Here is a 17,436-nt window from a genome sequence, read left to right as displayed (position 1 = left end):
GGAAAAGCAAATAATAAAATGAAATGGTTGAAAAATTGCTTCAGAGTGGAATCCATTGGGAAAAGAAAGAATTCAGACGAAACGAATTCCTGAAGATTTCAGGCAGTGTAGACACCTATATTTATTTTATTGAAAACGGAAGCGTTCGGATCTTTATGATGGATGAACATGAAGAAAGAATTATTCGTTTTGGATATACCGGAAATATTATTGTAAGCCTGGATTCCTTTTTATCGGGAAAGCCTTCTGATCTTTATATTCAGGCAATTAAAAAAACAACGGTAGGAATGGCCTCGAAAAAGGATTTCTATACGTTTGTGCAATCGGATGAAGAACATATGAAATTCTGGATGAATGTTCTGGAAGATCTCGTATTGCAGCAGCTTGAAAGAGAAAAAGACTTGCTGATCAATGCTCCCGGTGAACGCTTTGAAAGAGTTTTAAAACGAAGTCCGAAACTGTTTCAGGAAGTTCCCAATAAATACATCGCCAATTATCTTAGAATGTCGCCGGAAACTTTGTCAAGACTTAAAAAATCTTGAGTTCAGTCAAGATTTAAGAACATTCAGATCAGCATATTTGCATAAAAAACGTAATGAAAATTTCAACCGCAGAATTACTGAACGAATTAAGAAATAGAACTGAAGAACATTTACAGTTTGCTGAAATGTTGTCTTTAAAGACGGAACATGATCTGAATTTCAGAACTTCAACAGAAAGCTGGAGTACATTGGAATGTCTGGAACATCTTATCCGCTATGGAGATTTTTATATTCCTGAAATTAGCCGTATTATTTCTTCTGCCAATAAGTCTCCACAATCTTATTTTAAACCCGGAATTCTTGGAAATTATTTTGCTAAAAGCATGCTTCCCAAACAGAATCTAAATACAATGAAAACACTTAAAGCAATGAATCCTATCCACAGCAATCTGGATAAAAGTGTAGTGGATACGTTCATTAACTATCAAGGAAAATTACTTGAGTTATTGGAAGAAGCACAATATATTGACTTAGAAAAGACAAAAACAAGTATAAGCATTTCAAAACTAATCAAACTAAAGCTTGGAGATACCTTTCGTTTTGTTATTTATCATAATGCAAGACATGTTGAACAGATAAAAAGAATTTTAACGGATTAAAAACAAATTATGATTTCCAAAAAGCTTAATTTTAAACTAATGGAAATTATACACCAAAAAAACATATCAACCCCATTGGGAGAAATGATTGCCTGTACCGTAGATCAGGGGATTTGTCTGCTGGAATTTACAGACCGGAAAAATATTGAAAAACAACTGAAGGCTTTATCAAAGGTTCTGAATGCAGAAATTGTAGAAAAAGAACATCCTCATTTTGTTCAGCTTGAAAAAGAACTGAAAGAATATTTTGGCGGACAAAGAAACCATTTTGAAGTTCCATTGTTTACTACCGGAACTGAGTTTCAGGAAAAAGTGTGGCAACTTCTCCGTGAAATTCCGATGGGAGAAATCAGAACTTATAAACAGCAGTCAGAAATATTAGGAAATCCCAAGGCGATACGTGCCGTAGGAACAGCCAACGGAATCAATAAAATTGCTATTTTAATTCCCTGCCATCGTGTGATTGGTTCAAACGGTGAGTTGGTTGGATATGCAGGTGGTATCTGGAGAAAACAAAAACTGCTTGAGCTTGAAAAGGCAATTCTATTTTAAAAACCGAAGTTCGGATTCAGAGAATTATAAAAAATAGGTGTTCATTTTTCGGTTGTAGAGCAGGCAGTAATCTTTCTACTTTTGAATAAAAAAAATATGATCAGTTTTAAACAGTTACATCATGATGAATATCCATTAATATTGGGTAATGTATGGAATGTAGAAAGCGCAAAGGCATACGAAAAGCAGGGGTGTAAAGCGTTAGCAACCTCAAGTTCGGCAGTCGCATTGAGTTTAGGATATGAAGATGGAGAACAGATGACCTTTGAAGAATATTTTTATATCATTAAGAGGATCAGAACCTCCGTTTCAATCCCTCTGTCGGTAGATCTGGAATCCGGATATGGTCTTGAAAATGATACGGTAGTTTCGAATATCATGAAACTTATAGAAATTGGAGTATCGGGAATTAATATTGAAGATACAAACGTTATTCACGGAATACGAAAACTGCTAAAAAGAGATGTCTTCTATGAAAGATTAAAAGATGTTTTTATCAAATTAGGAGAAAACAGAGGTAAAATATTTATCAATGTACGGACAGACCCTTTTTTACTGAATATTGAAAATGCATTGGAAGAAACTTTAGAGAGAATTAAACTGTTTGAAGAACTTGATGCTGATGGTGTTTTCGTTCCGGGGATGACAGCTGAAAATGACATCAGAACGATTACAGAAGCAACCTTTCTTCCTGTGAATGTTATGGCGCTGCCTGATTTACCGGATTTTGATATGCTTAAAACATTAGGTGTAAAAAGAGTTACTTCAGGTGCTTTTATGTACAGACACATCTACAGTGAGCTTGAAAAAGCAAGTCAGAAAATTACAAATACAAGAAGTTTTTCACCTCTTTTTATTGAATGATGGAACTTACAGAAAAAATCATGTATGAGGCATCTTATACCAAAGATGTTTCATTTGAAGGGATATTCTGGATGGGCGTAAAAACCACAGGAATATTCTGCAGACCGACCTGTACCGCAAGGAAACCGAAATTTGAAAATGTAGAATTTTTTTCCAATACCAAAGATGCGATGCTCAAAGGGTATCGTCCTTGTAAAGTGTGCCGGCCTTTGGAAAATCTTAATGCTACACCTTCATATATCAAAAAGTTACTGAAAGAAATTGCCGATGATCCTATATTAAAGCTTAAAGATTACGATCTTGTAAAAAGAGGATTGGAACCCGCAACAGTACGCAGATGGTTTCTGAAACACCATGGAATTACGTTTCATGCTTTCCAGAGAATGTCAAAACTCAATACTGCCTTTAAAAAGCTTCAAAATGGAGAATCAGTTACAGAAGTAGCATTTGACACAGGATATGAAAGTCTGAGCGGTTTTAATGAGAGTTTTAAAAATATTTTTGGCGTATCACCTAAGAATAATACCATGGAAAAAATCATTGATCTGAAGAGAGTAGAAACGATGCTGGGAACCATGATAGCCTGTGCCGATGAACATGGAATCTGCCTTCTTGAATTTTCCGACAGAAAAGCGCTTCCCACAGAATTGAAGAGTATTGCGAACTATTTTAAAGCAAATATTATTCAGGGAGATAATCCTCATTTTGTTACTCTGGAAGAAGAATTGAAAGAGTATTTCGAAGGAAAAAGAGCCATATTTACAGTTCCTCTTTCCCCTGTAGGAACAGCTTTCCAGAAAGAAGTCTGGAATATTCTTCAGGAAATTCCTTACGGTGCAACAAGAAGCTATCAGGAACAGGCAGATATTCTGGGAAACCCTAAATCCGTAAGAGCTGTAGCCAATGCTAATGGTCTGAATAAGATATCCATTATAATTCCTTGTCATCGTGTAATTGGCAGCAACGGACAATTAACAGGCTATGGAGGAGGAATCTGGAGAAAGCAAAAATTACTGGAACTGGAAAAGGCTATTTTGTTTTAGAAATATAAAAAGAATTTTATCCTTATCTTTCGCTATTTACAATAAGTTTTTCCCTCTTTTTATGAAATCGAAAATTCCGGATATTTTAATTTTTTCCAGACTGATTATTGGGTTTATCATCATTTTTTTAAGTGTAATTAAAATCGAAAACTATCAGATTATTATTGTTATTCTGTTATCAATCGGGTTATTAACTGATATTTTTGATGGAATTATAGCAAGGCATCTTCAGATTTCAACTCAGAAACTCAGACGTCTGGATTCTACTGTTGATCAGATTTTCTTTATCTCGGTAGGAGTTGCAGCGTATATACAATGTCCTGAGTTTTTCAAAACAAACGCTTCCAAAATAATCATTCTTGCAGGATCTGAAGCCCTTATTTATCTGGTAAGCTTTTTAAAATTCCGAAAGGAGGTTGCTACACACTCTATTGGCGCCAAGATCTGGACTTTATTACTTTTTGGAACACTGATTCAGGTTATTTTACAATGCCAATCCATTGTTTTATTTAACCTTTGTTTTTGGGTTGGTTTACTTACCAGAGCAGAGATTATAGCTATTCTTCTTATACTGAAAACCTGGACCAATGATGTTCCTTCCATTTTTCATTCCATACAACTGAGAAAAGGGAAAACGATTAGGAAAAGTAAATTATTCAATAGTTAATCATTTATTTTTTATAAGGATTTGATTAAAAAATACCTTCATAGAAAAATATCGGTAAAACAAAATTTAACGAAGTTTGGGAAAGCTATTTCGTTTTGATTTTTGTAATTTTAAGCAAAAATTTACACGTGAAAAAGTTAATAATAGCAGTTTGCATTTCAGTTTCAGCATTCAGTTTTGCTCAGGATTATTCTGTACCGGCAGCAAGTCCGCGTCAGAAGGTTGAGCAGCAGTTTTCTATGTCCAAAATCTCTATCGATTATGGAAGACCAGGAGTGAAAGGACGTAAGATTTTTGGAGAATTGGTTCCTTATGGTCAGGTTTGGAGAGCGGGAGCGAACTCTTCTACGAAAATTACTTTCGGACAATCCGTTAACTTCGGCGGGAAAACAGTACCTGCAGGAACATACGGATTATTCATCGTTCCTACAGAAAAAGAATGGAAAGTTATCCTTAATAAAGATTTCCAGCAATGGGGAGCTTATACTTACGATCCTAAACAGGATGTAGTAGACGTTACGGTACCTGTTAACAAGTTGACCGACAAACAGGAGTGGTTTGAAATCACTTTAAATCCTACTGATGAAAATACAGGAAACCTTGTCATCAAATGGGATATGGCTCAGGCAGAAGTTCCATTGAAGCCATCAAAACTAGACACTGTCATCAAGATTTCTGACAAACTGAAAGAAATCAAGAAAATAGAATCAGATTCTACTAAAAAGAGCTAAATAATGAATTTTTCTGTTCAGCCTGTTTTAGAGAATGAAGAATTTCAATTAATCCCCTTACAGAAAGGGGATTTTGAATCTTTATATGACGTAGCTTCTGATCCGAAAGTCTGGGAACAACATCCCAACAAAGATCGTTACAAGAGAGAAGTTTTTGAAAACTTTTTCACAGGAGCTATGGAGAGTAAAGGAGCTTTCAAAATTATGGAGAAAGCCACCGGAGATGTATTAGGAAGCAGCCGTTATTATAATTTTGATGAAGAAGACAATCATATTTTCATCGGATATACTTTCTACGGTACAAAATCATGGGGGAAAGGCATCAATCCGCAGGTTAAAAAGCTGATGTTGGATTATATTTTCCAGTTTGTAGACAAAGTTCATTTCCACATTGGAAAAGAGAATTTCCGTTCGCAGACAGCTTTGGAAAGACTTGGGGGACAAAAAATTGCTGAAGAAGAAGTAGCTTATTTTGCAGAGCCTACAAGAACCAATTTTGTGTATGAAATTAAAAAAGAAGATTGGACATGAAAAAATATAAAATCCAGCAGTCTCCATTTGTAGTTCCCACAACAGATGGGAAACTGATCGAAGAACACTGGGGAAACTCTACGGGAAATTCTACTGTTTCTATTGCTCACATGGTGGCTCCTCCGGATTGGAGCGAACCTCACCAGACTCCTGAATTTGATGAGTTTACCTACATTATTTCAGGGAAAAAACAATTTGAAATAGACGGAGAAATTGTTGTTCTTGAAAAAGGACAGAGTATTCTTATTGAAAAAGGAGCAAGAATCCGTTACAGCAATCCGTTTTCAGAACCTTGCGAATATCTTGCAATCTGTCTTCCTGCATTTTCTATGGAATTGGTACATAGGGAAGAGGAAGGTGTAGACTAATAAATAATTAAAAAAATATACAAAAAAAGCAAATCTGCGGAAAGGTGGGTTTGCTTTTTTTTGTGTAATTACTCCATCATGAAAAAATAATCATGGATTGCTGATTTCTTTGATGTTAATTTTCAATATATTTTTATTAAGAATGCCTGTCAATACTAGGTTTCGCCATAGTTTTTTCTTTTTCATGCTTGATAATTTTAATTTATTTTGTAAGTTCGCGGACTTAAAAAAATGAACTAATTAAAATCTATGAAAAACAAATTATCAATTGTATTCATGCTGGGGATTGCACTTTCTACTACTTCATGTGCAACCATTTTTACAGGAACTCAGGATTCAATCGCTTTTTCTTCAAGCCCTGAAGGAGCAAAAGTATTTCACAAAGGAATAGAAAAGTGTACAACACCTTGTACCACAAAAATCCCAAGAGCTTTAGGGAAGCAGATGGTCACATTTGAAAAAGAAGGATTTGAGAAGCAAGAAATAAAGTTGACAAAAACTTTTAATGCCGTGACTTTACTAAATATTATTCTGGGAGGAGCAATAGGAGTAGGAATTGATGCTGCAACAGGTTCTCTTACCAAGTATTCTCCAAAAAAATATGATGTTGAGCTTCAGGCTAAACCGTAATTAAGCTAACAATATAAAAGTAAAAAGGCAAATTCATCAGTTCATGAATTTGCCTTTTTATATTTATTTTAAAATTTCTTTAAGGAAGAGCAGCGTATGATTCCATGCTCTTTTGGCCATTGTTGCATTGTAATCCGGTGATTTCGGATCTGTGAATGTATGCTTAGAATGAGCATATGTGATGATCTGCCAGTCGGCATTTCCTTCATTCATTTCTTTGATGAGGTTATTATAATCCTCAGGAGTTACACTTTTATCATCAGCCGGATTTTCAACCAGGATTTTAGCCGTCAAAGTCTCATTTTTTCTGCTCTGATCTCTGCCCAGACTTCCGTGGATGGAAACCACACCTGCAACAGGAAGATGTCCTCTTGCGGATTCCAAAGCTCCTGTACCTCCGAAACAGTACCCGATAACTGCTACTTTATCAGAAATGGCTCCGTTTTTCTTCAGTTGTTCCAAAGCCAGTGAAATTCTTTTCTGGTATTCCTGATAATTCTGTTTGTAATATCCGGAAGTTTTAGCAGCAGATTCATTGTCAGTCGGAATTTTTCCTTCACCGTAGATATCAGCAATAAAAGCAATATAGCCTTGCTTTTCTAGTTCAAGAGCGGCTGTTTTAGCTTCTTCATCAATCCCTTTCCAGGCTGGGAGAATAAGAACTCCCGGAAGTTTCTTTCCTGTATTGGAGGTAATTAAGCCATTCAGTTTCTGTGCGCCGTCCTGATAGGAAACCGTTTTAAGTTTCTGACTGAAAAGGGTTCCTGAAGCCATAATCATTGTGGTTAATAAGATGGAACGTATCATATTATTTTATTTTGTAATTTTTTGAAATCCTCAACTAAATTAATGAAAATAACTTATTGCGGAGTATTGTTTCTCTGAAGTTCCCACTTCTTATTTTTATATTCATATATTACACTGTTTTGATTATAGCTTGCTTTAATTTTATAAGGAGTAATAAAATCTAATAAGATGTTAATTGGGAATTCGGTGGTGCTTGCCTGTTTGCCTTTTATTTTTATTTTGTAGGATTCCGGATCATAGTATTTTATAAGATAATCGAAATTTTTATTACCGATTATTTTGCGATATGCATTAATACTTTCAGGGATGATAGATGTTGACAAATAGATATCCATACCATATTTTGTACGGGCATATTCAAGGACGTTTTTATTCCAAAATCTGATGATCAGAAAATTATATCCGGGAGAAATACCCTCATCAGGCGTATCAATATCAATGTAAGACTTTTTGTCTATGTATTGAATATGGAAAAAAGCTTTTCGGCCAGCAAGATCTTTTTTAGATATTGTTTGTACAAGATCATCTAAAACTCTCTTGTTGATCATGTTGTAAATACCTTCAATATTTTTAACATTCATCTTGATCTTCTCCATTCGGATATTGACATCATCGTTCCCAAAAGAACAAACTATTACATGACATCCATTAGCATGAGCCGGCCCCGGAACTGTAGGACATGCATCATCTTTATCCAAAATACCATCACCATCTGTATCCTCCCATGGGCAACCGTTGTTTTCTATAGGGCCTTCAACGGTAGGGCAGTTATCATCCTTATCTATTATGCCATCCTTATCAGTATCCTGCCATGGACAACCGTTATTTTCTATTGGGCCTGCTTCTATAGGGCATTTATCAAGATACAATGGAATATTGTCTTTATCTTCGTCAGAAAGGCAATGTTTTTTATTGAATTCTTTACGGCATTTTCTTAATGTTTCTTTGTTTTCAATACTTTGTGCGTGAGAGTAAATTCCCACGAAGATCAACAGCAATAAAATCTTTCTCATAGTTATAAAAAAATCCTCACCTAAATTAGTTAAATACAATTTAATAGTGAGGACGGTAAATATTATAAAATTTTTATTGATCTGAACTGAAAATGCCCAGCTTGATTAATTCCTGCTCCAGATTGGTGTCACATGTAACCTGAACAGTAATGAATCCCAGTGACTGTGCCATTTCAATATTCTTTGTATTATCATCAATGAAAACTGATTCCTCAGCCTTGATATTGTATCTGTTTAACAGAACATGCCATATTTTAGGATCAGGTTTGATTAGTTTTTCTGTTCCGGAAACCACAATTTTTCCGTCGAAGATCTGGAAGAAATCATAATTTTCCAATGCGTAAGGAAAGGTTTCTTCAGACCAGTTGGTAAGCCCGAACAGTTGATAATCCGTGTTTTTCAGTTTTCTCAGTACTTCTACATTTTGTGGAATATCGCTTTTCAGCATTACCGTCCAGTTGTCATAGAAAGCGCGGATTTCTTTTTCCCATTCCGGGAATTTTTTCACCTGGATTTCTGTTCCTTCGGCAAGACTTCTTCCTCGGTCCTGTTCAATATTCCATTCATCATGGGTAATATTTTCAAGAAAATATTCCATTTTTTCGTTATCATTAAAATAATCTTTAAAATAATATCTCGGATTCCAGTCCATGAGTACGCCTCCGAAATCGAATATGATGTTTTTTATTTTCATAATTAATATGGTTGTGAATTGTTGTTATTTTTATTCAGGTCTGTAAAACTGATACTGTCCGTCTTCATAATAAGCATTGATATGCTGAAGTCCGTTAGTCAGAATAATTTCTCTGGCTCCGATAATAGAATTGTATCTGGCAGTCTGCTCAAATGTTTTTTCTGTTAGTTTGATCTGCGGAGCTTTACATTCAATCAGAATTACGGGTTCTGTTTTTTCAGTAACCAGAAGGTCAATTCTTTTGGTAAGGCCATTCAGAATAATCTTTTTTTCGGTAATCAGAGCAGATGTAGAGTAAGATTTTACAGTAAGATAATAATGTATCCAGTGTTGTCTGACCCATTCCTCAGGAGTGAGCAGAAGATAAGTTTTGCGAACCAAATCATAAATAAAAAACTTATCTTTGTCTTTCTTGAATTTAAAATCAAAAGTTTCCTGAAAATTCAGTTTTGGAAGTTCCATTAATAAGATGAAAGAATTAGATTTAATCCTCAAAAATATTAAAAATAAAGAAGTTTTACCTATTTATTTTTTCCATGGAGAAGAAGCTTACTTCATTGATGTTGCTGTAAAAGCCCTTGAACATAACTTTTTGGAAGAAGATGAAAAAGCCTTCAACCAAACGGTTACTTACGGAAAAGATACCTCTTATCAGGAAGTTCTTTCCCTGGCAAGACAGTTTCCGATGATGGGAGATAAGCAGGTGATTATTGTGAAAGAAGCTCAGGATTTACGATTCAATGAAGAGGAAAACAGAATTCTGGAATCTTACGTAGACAACCCTGTTCCTTCTACTGTTTTGGTCTTTGCTCATAAGCATAAGAAACTGGATAGCAGAAAAAAAGCAGCCAAAGCCTTAGATAAAGCCAAAGCACTTTTCCTGAGTGAATCTGTAAAGGAAAGCAACTTGCCGAAATGGATTTCAGATGAATGCGCAAAGCTGAAAATCAATACAGCTCCTAATATTTCTCATCTTCTGGCAGAATATCTTGGAAATGACCTTTCAAGAATTTCCAACGAACTAAATAAACTGAAGATGATCCTTAAAGAAGGAGAAATCCTTGACGGAACCATCGTTGAAAATCATATTGGAATCAGTAAAGAATATAATATTTTTGAGCTTCAGAAGGCTTTGGGAACGAAAAATGCCAATGCAGCTTTTAAGATTGCTCATTTTATGGGTAAAAACCCGAAGAATAATCCTTTTGTCATGATGCTGGCAAGCCTTTACAATTATTTTTCAAACGTTATTATTTACCAGACTATGGCGGGGCAGTCTCCTCAGACCATTGCTTCACAAATGGGAGTTAACCCTTATTTTATCAAAGATTATGCGGAAAGTGCCAGACTTTATCCTCTGAAACATGCCACAAGAGTCATTTCTATTTTACGTGAATTCGATATGAAAGGTAAAGGACTTGGAGCGGTAAATATGGGGGAAGCAGAGTTGATCAGAGAACTGGTGTACAAGATTATCAATGTAGATAAGATTAAGATGAAAGTGTGAGGCGAATTGTGAGATACGTGTTCCGAGATAATGAGATACGTGATTCGAAGTTTGAGATAGGAGGGTAAAAAGAAAAAAGTTTTAAATTTTCTTACCAACCTAAACCCTGTAACACAATAACCCGAATCTCGAATCCCGAAACTTGAAATTTCCCCACAACAGCTGCCATCGAAATTCAACATATCAGATATTGACAAGTATCATTAAAATAACTTTAAAAAGAAATTAAAAATTCCGAAATTAGCGGTCTTAATTCAAATTAAATCTTTTCGAACAAAGTAAATTATGGAGCAAAACATTTTAGATTGTGTGATCGTTGGATCTGGGCCTTCTGGCTTCACCGCTGCTATCTATGCAGCAAGAGCAGACTTAAAACCTGAATTATACACAGGTTTGGAGCCGGGCGGACAATTAACAACCACTACAGAAGTTGACAACTTCCCAGGGTATCCAGCCGGGATTACAGGTCCTGAAATGATGATGGATCTGCAAAAACAGGCAGAAAGATTTGAAACCAAAGTTCATTACGAAATGATCACTAAAGCTGAATTCTCTAAGGAAGTAGGCGGTGTTCACAAATTATATGCAGGAAACAAAGAAATCCTTGCTAAGACAGTAATCATCTCTACAGGAGCTACAGCAAAATATTTAGGTCTTGATGATGAGAAAAAATATGCAGGAGGTGGTGTTTCTGCTTGTGCTACGTGTGACGGATTCTTCTACAGAGGAAAAGACGTTGTAGTAGTAGGAGCAGGAGATACAGCCGCTGAAGAAGCGACTTACCTTGCAAAACTATGTAAGAAAGTAACGCTGTTGGTGAGAAAAGATGTTTTCAGAGCTTCAAAAGCAATGGTTCACAGAGTGGAAAGTACTCCGAATATCGAAGTGAAATTCCATCATGAATTAATCGGGATTGAAGGAGAAAACAGCCTTGTAGAAAGAGCTGTAATCATCAATAACCAAACTCAGGAGAAATCTACAGTGGATGTTGAAGGAATCTTTATCGCGATTGGTCACAAACCGAATACAGATATCTTCGTGGGTCAGGTAGATCTTGATGAGAACGGATATATCGTAACTGAAAAAGGTTCTTCAAGAACGAATCTTCCAGGGGTATTTGCTGCCGGGGACGTTCAGGATCATATCTACAGACAAGCTATTACAGCTGCAGGAAGCGGATGTATGGCTGCTATGGATGCAGAAAAATATTTAGCTGAATTACACTAGTCCTATTCAGTTTATACAATACAAAGCGTACCCGATGGGTGCGCTTTTTTTATTGAAAACACAAAGGAGCAGGTATTTTCAAATTATTTTGAACCATTAAGGAACTTGAAGCTGTGAAGGAAAGTTAAGGAAACATCTAAGATGTTTTAGAAGGCGTAGTGTTTTATCTTAATATCTTATTTATTTAAGTTTAATATTATAAAATGTTTCAGAAGATTTTCAACGGGAGGCTTAAAATATACGCGATCATCAATTTTATCGGAGATAAAATCTTTGCGCCTTATAAACACAGTCTTTTTAAGATCATTTGCGTCTTTGCGTTTTCCAACAAAAATATTTCTCCATATCCGATATTTAGTAGAAAATTCATGAAATATCTAATGAAAACATTAATATATTTGTGAAATTGCAAACAAGCCCGAATTGCATTCCATTAATATAAACTTAAAAAAACGAATAAAAAATGAAAAGAGTAACCGCGATTGGAGGTATCTTCTTCAAGTGTAAAGACCCGGAACAAGTCAATGAATGGTATAAAACCCATCTGGGATTACCAACGAGCCCTTATGGCGCCAAATTCGACTGGAAAGATGAAGAGTCTGATAAGAAAGGATATACGCTTTGGAGTCCTTTTAAAGAATCTACCCAGTATTTTGAACCTTCTGCCAAAGAATTTATGATCAATTATCATGTAGAGAATATCGAAGCGCTGGTAGAGGAATTAAAGAAAGAAGGGGTAACAGTTCTGGATGAGATCGCCGCCTATGAATATGGAAAGTTTGTCCATATCCTTGATCCGGAAGGAAATAAAATCGAATTGTTCGAGCCGGCAGGGGAGTAGCCAGTTTGTTTTCCGGAGAATTTCTGAAAACTTTACCACCTATATAACAACTGAAGACGTAATTATTCCCCTCCCTCGGAGGGGTGGCGAAAATTCAAAGAATTTTTGACGGGGTGGTTTTCTCAGCAAATCATAAAAAAAACGGTTTTCTTTAGAAAACCGTTTTTTTTTATGATATTATTCTGTCTAATCCAGAATATAGATTTTCTTCTCCTTAAGATTGAATCCCAGTTTTTTCCCCAGCCAGTTGATACTTGTTTTTCCCTCATAAATAAGGCCTTCTACAAAAAATACAGCAGGTTTTTCTACTGTGGCAAAAGGAGTGGAAATAGAGCCAATATCACTTTTGTAAAATTTGGTCGTTATGTCAGGGTTAAATTCGCTTTTTTTCTCTACTACATTCAGACCTTCTTTTTTGATATCCATTGTTTTCATCAGGTATTCGTTCAGCCAGAAAGAATCTTTGCCGGAACCGGAATCCAGAAGAACGTTAATCTTATATTTATTGTTCAGAAGCACATAGGTTGTAATATCCATCGACTGGTCTGCATTGGTAGAAAGCTGGATATCCATTACTTTCTTGCCATTCAGTTTTTCTTTTGGAAAGATAAGCTCGTTGGTGGTATAGTCTATGATAAACTCTGTATCATAAAGCATTGGAAGGGAAATTAAACCGTCAATTCCTTTCATCTCCATATCATGCGTGGAGTACCAGGTATCTTTAAATTTTTTACCATTAAAAATAATCTCTTTTGATTTGAAAAGAGGAATCGTCATTTTCTCACCGGTTGCCCGAAAAGCGGTTAAATAGTTATACGTTTCTTTGGGTTCCAGACCTTTGGAAAAGTTTCCCAGGAAAAGATTGATTCCTCCTCCTGTGTCAAAAATAAAATTTCCCTTTTTGCCATCTATTTCAGCGCCTACCACCAGATGACCGGAAGGAAGCACAGACATAGACATTTTTTGGGCAAAAGCCATAGAGGTGATGGCTAATGAAGCGGTAATAACCGATTTTTTAATAATAGATTGAATAAGCATCTGAATATAGTGTTATTAGTTTTTAATTTCTGCAAATATACTCTATTCTGATTCTGATGACTGTCCTTTTAGCTAAGAAACTTCTCGTATTGTAACTCCTGAAGAGTGTATTTCTGTACTCTTTTATACATATCCATTCGTATCTCTTCCTGAAACCACCTTATACCTAAAGTAAAATTCCTAAATTTAGCCTCAAATCAAAAATAAAATGGAAACAAAAATCATAAAGGTTACCCACGTTACCGGAACTTATATCATCGAAGTTCCCAATGGAGCACTTAATGACATGAAAACCCAATTGGACAAATGCCTTAACGATGAACAGGGCGCTATTGTAGTAAAGGGAGAAGATGGAGATCAGTTTGTATATCCGTCTGATCTTTTAAAAAACAGCTTCATTGCCATTGTTGACCGTGAATAGGAGCTTTTTACAGGTATAAAATAAAAACGGCTTCCAATAGAAGCCGTTTTTATTTTATATAAAGTGATTATCCTTTTTTTAGTCTTTCATTTTCTTCTTTTAAAGCCTTAATCTGCTCTTTGAGAAAAGTAATGTATTCCTGTTGGTTTTCTAATAAATATTCTGGAATATTGCAATACTGATTATAGTTGCCAGATTGATTGCTGGTATTAGAGCTACTATCGTTGAATGTAAGATTCTGTATAACAGTTGCTGTTTTCTCCTCTCTGATATCTTCTACAGAAACATCTAGTGCTTTGGCCAGTTTTTCCCATTCGTCATCAAATATTCTGACATCTCCACTTTCTTTTCTGCTGTAGTTGGAGACGTCGGTGGCAAGAAGATCCGCAATCTGCTGTTGCGTATAGCCTTTCTGTTTTCTTAAAGTTCTTAGTTTTTCCATTGTCATAGGATACCTGTGTTTTTACAAATGTAGTGAAAAATATGTGTGTTTGTAAATAGAGCCGTAAGTTTTGTCATACAAATACCTTTCTACAATGGGATTCCCTCAAAACATGGGTGTTTTAGATTTTTATATTGAAACTATAGCGAAAGAGTGAAAAATAATTCCCTTGATTTCTAGTCTATTATTAAGTTTTGTTAAAATTTGTGTGGCAAAAGTTTTGCAGAAATTAAAAATCGTTCTATATTTGCACCACTGAAAACAACGGTATAGCCGGAGTTTAGGGAGAGTTGGCAGAGTGGTCGATTGCGGCAGTCTTGAAAACTGTTGACTGTAACAGGTCCGGGGGTTCGAATCCCTCACTCTCCGCCAGGTTAGAAACCAAAATAAGCTAAAACGCTGTAAACATTAATGTTTACAGCGTTTTTTGTTTTACGTTAGTATCAAAAAAATCAAAAAAGGCCATATTAAAAGTGACCTATGGTGAATATATCAAAATAGGTCACTGAAAGTGGCTTAAAACAAGAATGATTGGCTTTACACGTCTGTGGTAGAACCAATCATTTTTTATACTTCCCAGATTAAATTGTGACTAATTCAGTTAATCTAAGATTATTTATCAAACTTAAATTCACTAACCTTATTGTTAATACAATTATTCACAATAATATCATAATTTTTATATTGATTTGCTTCAAGCATCATAAATTCATATTTAAAGTTTTTTTTACGTGTAATAAATTTATAAATCCCATTTTTCTTACTAATGGGTTTTATTGTTAAAATAGTTTCAGATTTAAAATTTGGTTCTCTGTATTTAATAATGATATTTTCCTTTTTTCTTTTTATTGAGCTTATTAAAAAGTCTGTTACTTCTGATGATTTTATTTGAATATTTGAATCATCAATAACATATGTAATATTATTTATCTCATCACATGGCGTATATAGATAATATTTGCCCTCATACTTGTATAGGGGTAACCATTTAGAATTTAGTTTTAAGCTTTTAATTTTTTGTTTATTTCTATTAACATTGAAATCTGTATAATTAACTAATGAATTATATAATTCAGAGTTTTTATTATTTATGATGTAAATACTTTGATATGAATCTTTTTTTATAAAAATTGTATCATTTGATTGTGATTTTACAATTGTAATAAACAACAAAAAAAGAGGTGAAAAAAGAACTTTAATTTTATTATTCATGGTTATTTACTTTTTCTAATCATAGTTACTATATAATCGTGTTCAGTACCTGCTCTATATGCAGTACAATTGGTTTTTCCGGTAAATATTCTTTGAGGATATTTATAATATAATTTATTTTCAGAATTTGCTCCCTGATTTATAGGGTCAATACCTGAAGCATTGTCATAAAATCTAAAAAAATTTCCATTTGAATCCGTTCCCATACCAACAATTACAACAAAATGGTCAGTAGATTTATCTAAATTTCCGGGATGTCCTGCTGCATCATCTATTCCTACAATAACAGGTATTCCTTTTGATAGGGCATATTTTAGGTAACTAACACCTTTGTATAGGTCATTTAAATTAACTCCATCTTGCTCTGTATATATTTGAAAAGTCTGTTTGTTACCTTGTGAATCAACGTCATAATAGTTTGAGATTTTATAACCTTTTTTAGCAATTTGTGCCTTTGCATAATCCATACAATTTCTTCTTATACCAGGAGCATTCCATCCTATAAAATCTGTAACAGGAATGACATTGTTTATTGTTGGCCATTGAGTTTGTTGGTTTTCAAAGTCAAAATTAGCATAAGTATTCTCATCATAATTTCCTGACACATTATTCTCTACATCAATACTTGAGTTTGGTTCGTTTGAATGTTTATTATACAAAAAATTTTCCCATGAGGAATTTGGATTATTTACAAAAAATTGTTGAGCGAAGTTTAATGTTGTCTCAAATTGATTCCAAGTAGTATTTTGACTAATATTTGGATTTGTTAAAATTTTTAAATAATCAATAGACCAATGTAACAATTGTAAATTTTTGTTTTGACTTAAATTATTGTAGAAATAAGAAAGTAATTGCCCACCTATGTATTGATTGTTTTGGATATAAGTGTACTCATCTACTGAAAGCTCTGCAAAGCCACTTTCACTCAACATATAATTGAAACTATCTTGGATTGACATTTCATTAGATGTAGTGCTGCCACCAGTGTCACCGCCACCATCATACATTCCCATGTTGGGAAAACCTTTTGGAGGCTGTCCTCCGCTTGGACAAACCTCTGTAATTTCTACAATATAATATGGTTTTTCATTTGCAGTACATTGTGCATACTGAGATGGTGTGTGATGCTCTCCATTACATTCTACCTCAATAAGCCTAATACTTAATGAGCAATTCACCTTATTTGCAGTTGTTTTCGTTCCTGTTCCTTTGTCGGGAAGTGGTGTACCATTCGAGAGTTCTTTAGTTCCCATAGGTCTGCCATCTATGGTAGTATATTCAACTGTACCCGTGAAATTATCAATCTGATAGTTTTTTGTTAAATCAGCAGGTTTATATTTTGCTATAAATCCTATACTTTTATTTTCATTATCAACACTATATACCAAAACATCTGATGATCTGTCTAAATGTCTTACTACAGTGCTGTATGAAGTAACATTATTTTGTGTAATTACTGTTACAGTTGCATCATCTGATAATGAAGAGAAAAAATCTTCGTTTTTGCTGTAAGAATTGGAAGGGTTGTTTTTTATCTCAATAAGATAATTTTTGAAAGCTAAAGCTTCTTTTAATTTAATAGTTTTCCTGAAATCTGATTGAGTAAGACTGGTTTCTTCACTTGAAAGTTCAGTCCTACAGCCGAACATAAGGAGAGTTAATGCCAAAAGCATTAAAAGATTAAGTTTTTTCATCAAAATTATTTTT

Annotated in this window: 21 protein-coding genes, 1 tRNA gene and 1 pseudogene; 15 read left to right on the top strand and 8 right to left on the bottom strand. The window is 34.6% G+C overall.

Annotated features, from left to right (window positions below):
• Nucleotides 1-23: 23 nt before the first annotated feature.
• The 10 genes from REB14_RS21110 to REB14_RS21065 all read left to right on the top strand — a co-directional run bounded on the left by REB14_RS21110 (nt 24) and on the right by REB14_RS21065 (nt 6,527).
• A complete protein-coding gene (locus tag REB14_RS21110) occupies nt 24-542 on the top strand; it encodes a Crp/Fnr family transcriptional regulator (protein WP_079241237.1) in 519 nt (172 codons plus the stop codon).
• 53 nt (nt 543-595) lie between these two features.
• Nucleotides 596-1,141 (top strand): DinB family protein, encoded by a 546-nt coding sequence (locus REB14_RS21105; RefSeq protein ID WP_309523216.1) that lies wholly within the window; start codon nt 596-598, stop codon nt 1,139-1,141.
• Nucleotides 1,142-1,180: 39 nt separating this feature from the next.
• Nucleotides 1,181-1,693, top strand: coding sequence for a methylated-DNA--[protein]-cysteine S-methyltransferase (locus tag REB14_RS21100; protein WP_079243891.1), 513 nt, complete (start codon nt 1,181-1,183; stop codon nt 1,691-1,693).
• A 96-nt stretch (nt 1,694-1,789) separates the two neighbouring features.
• Nucleotides 1,790-2,557 (top strand): isocitrate lyase/PEP mutase family protein, encoded by a 768-nt coding sequence (locus tag REB14_RS21095; protein ID WP_079241239.1) that lies wholly within the window; start codon nt 1,790-1,792, stop codon nt 2,555-2,557.
• Entirely contained in the window at nt 2,554-3,600 is a 1,047-nt protein-coding gene (locus REB14_RS21090) for a bifunctional transcriptional activator/DNA repair enzyme AdaA (RefSeq protein WP_309523215.1), read from the top strand. The genes REB14_RS21095 and REB14_RS21090 overlap by 4 nt, the downstream gene beginning before the upstream one ends.
• Before the next feature lie 61 nt (nt 3,601-3,661).
• The gene (locus tag REB14_RS21085) at nt 3,662-4,267 is read left to right on the top strand and encodes a CDP-alcohol phosphatidyltransferase family protein (RefSeq protein ID WP_079241241.1); all 606 of its coding nucleotides are present in this window, start codon (nt 3,662-3,664) and stop codon (nt 4,265-4,267) included.
• Nucleotides 4,268-4,395: 128 nt separating this feature from the next.
• Nucleotides 4,396-4,998, top strand: a complete 603-nt coding sequence (locus REB14_RS21080; RefSeq protein WP_309523214.1) for a DUF2911 domain-containing protein — start codon at nt 4,396-4,398, stop codon at nt 4,996-4,998.
• 3 nt (nt 4,999-5,001) lie between these two features.
• Entirely contained in the window at nt 5,002-5,529 is a 528-nt protein-coding gene (locus REB14_RS21075; protein ID WP_309523213.1) for a GNAT family N-acetyltransferase, read from the top strand.
• Nucleotides 5,526-5,897: a cupin domain-containing protein gene (locus REB14_RS21070; RefSeq protein ID WP_079241244.1), complete on the top strand. Its 372-nt coding sequence runs from the start codon at nt 5,526-5,528 to the stop codon at nt 5,895-5,897. Before REB14_RS21075 ends, REB14_RS21070 begins: the two co-directional genes overlap by 4 nt.
• A 249-nt stretch (nt 5,898-6,146) precedes the next feature.
• Nucleotides 6,147-6,527 (top strand): PEGA domain-containing protein, encoded by a 381-nt coding sequence (locus REB14_RS21065; RefSeq protein ID WP_079241245.1) that lies wholly within the window; start codon nt 6,147-6,149, stop codon nt 6,525-6,527.
• A gap of 63 nt (nt 6,528-6,590) precedes the next feature.
• Here REB14_RS21065 and REB14_RS21060 read toward each other — a convergent pair whose 3' ends face one another.
• The 4 genes and pseudogenes from REB14_RS21060 to REB14_RS21045 form a co-directional block, all read right to left on the bottom strand.
• Nucleotides 6,591-7,334, bottom strand: a complete 744-nt coding sequence (locus REB14_RS21060; protein ID WP_079241246.1) for a dienelactone hydrolase family protein — start codon at nt 7,332-7,334, stop codon at nt 6,591-6,593.
• A gap of 641 nt (nt 7,335-7,975) precedes the next feature.
• A pseudogene (locus REB14_RS21055) lies at nt 7,976-8,227 on the bottom strand (thrombospondin type 3 repeat-containing protein); the annotation flags it as partial.
• A 193-nt stretch (nt 8,228-8,420) separates the two neighbouring features.
• Nucleotides 8,421-9,041 (bottom strand): HAD family hydrolase, encoded by a 621-nt coding sequence (locus tag REB14_RS21050; protein WP_309523212.1) that lies wholly within the window; start codon nt 9,039-9,041, stop codon nt 8,421-8,423.
• 30 nt (nt 9,042-9,071) lie between these two features.
• Nucleotides 9,072-9,503: a type I restriction enzyme HsdR N-terminal domain-containing protein gene (locus REB14_RS21045; protein WP_079241249.1), complete on the bottom strand. Its 432-nt coding sequence runs from the start codon at nt 9,501-9,503 to the stop codon at nt 9,072-9,074.
• A gap of 7 nt (nt 9,504-9,510) precedes the next feature.
• Between REB14_RS21045 and holA the strand changes: the two genes are divergently transcribed.
• The 3 genes from holA to REB14_RS21030 all read left to right on the top strand — a co-directional run bounded on the left by holA (nt 9,511) and on the right by REB14_RS21030 (nt 12,616).
• Nucleotides 9,511-10,548 (top strand): DNA polymerase III subunit delta, encoded by a 1,038-nt coding sequence (gene holA, locus REB14_RS21040; protein ID WP_114821601.1) that lies wholly within the window; start codon nt 9,511-9,513, stop codon nt 10,546-10,548.
• 285 nt (nt 10,549-10,833) lie between these two features.
• Complete coding sequence (gene trxB / locus REB14_RS21035; RefSeq protein ID WP_105701657.1) at nt 10,834-11,775, top strand: thioredoxin-disulfide reductase; 942 nt, start codon at nt 10,834-10,836, stop codon at nt 11,773-11,775.
• 463 nt (nt 11,776-12,238) lie between these two features.
• Nucleotides 12,239-12,616: a VOC family protein gene (locus REB14_RS21030; RefSeq protein ID WP_306596096.1), complete on the top strand. Its 378-nt coding sequence runs from the start codon at nt 12,239-12,241 to the stop codon at nt 12,614-12,616.
• A gap of 186 nt (nt 12,617-12,802) precedes the next feature.
• Here the strand turns inward: REB14_RS21030 and REB14_RS21025 are convergent, their stop codons facing one another.
• A complete protein-coding gene (locus REB14_RS21025) occupies nt 12,803-13,654 on the bottom strand; it encodes a hypothetical protein (RefSeq protein WP_309523211.1) in 852 nt (283 codons plus the stop codon).
• Between the two features lie 208 nt (nt 13,655-13,862).
• Here REB14_RS21025 and REB14_RS21020 point away from each other — a divergent pair, with 208 nt between their 5' ends.
• On the top strand, nt 13,863-14,075 hold the full coding sequence (locus tag REB14_RS21020; RefSeq protein WP_142014796.1) for a glyceraldehyde-3-phosphate dehydrogenase: 213 nt from the start codon (nt 13,863-13,865) through the stop codon (nt 14,073-14,075).
• A 67-nt stretch (nt 14,076-14,142) separates the two neighbouring features.
• Here REB14_RS21020 and REB14_RS21015 read toward each other — a convergent pair whose 3' ends face one another.
• Nucleotides 14,143-14,517: a helix-turn-helix domain-containing protein gene (locus tag REB14_RS21015; RefSeq protein WP_309523210.1), complete on the bottom strand. Its 375-nt coding sequence runs from the start codon at nt 14,515-14,517 to the stop codon at nt 14,143-14,145.
• A 284-nt stretch (nt 14,518-14,801) separates the two neighbouring features.
• Between REB14_RS21015 and REB14_RS21010 the strand changes: the two genes are divergently transcribed.
• Nucleotides 14,802-14,889, top strand: a tRNA-Ser gene (locus REB14_RS21010).
• Between the two features lie 240 nt (nt 14,890-15,129).
• Here REB14_RS21010 and REB14_RS21005 read toward each other — a convergent pair.
• Complete coding sequence (locus REB14_RS21005; protein ID WP_309523209.1) at nt 15,130-15,729, bottom strand: hypothetical protein; 600 nt, start codon at nt 15,727-15,729, stop codon at nt 15,130-15,132.
• A gap of 2 nt (nt 15,730-15,731) precedes the next feature.
• Nucleotides 15,732-17,423: a C1 family peptidase gene (locus tag REB14_RS21000; protein ID WP_309523208.1), complete on the bottom strand. Its 1,692-nt coding sequence runs from the start codon at nt 17,421-17,423 to the stop codon at nt 15,732-15,734.
• Nucleotides 17,424-17,436 lie beyond the last annotated feature (13 nt).

This window comes from Chryseobacterium metallicongregator, from assembly GCF_031324065.1.
Taxonomy (GTDB): domain Bacteria; phylum Bacteroidota; class Bacteroidia; order Flavobacteriales; family Weeksellaceae; genus Chryseobacterium; species Chryseobacterium metallicongregator.
Note: the sequence above shows the minus strand (reverse complement) of the source record. Positions and strands in the feature narration are given on the sequence as shown.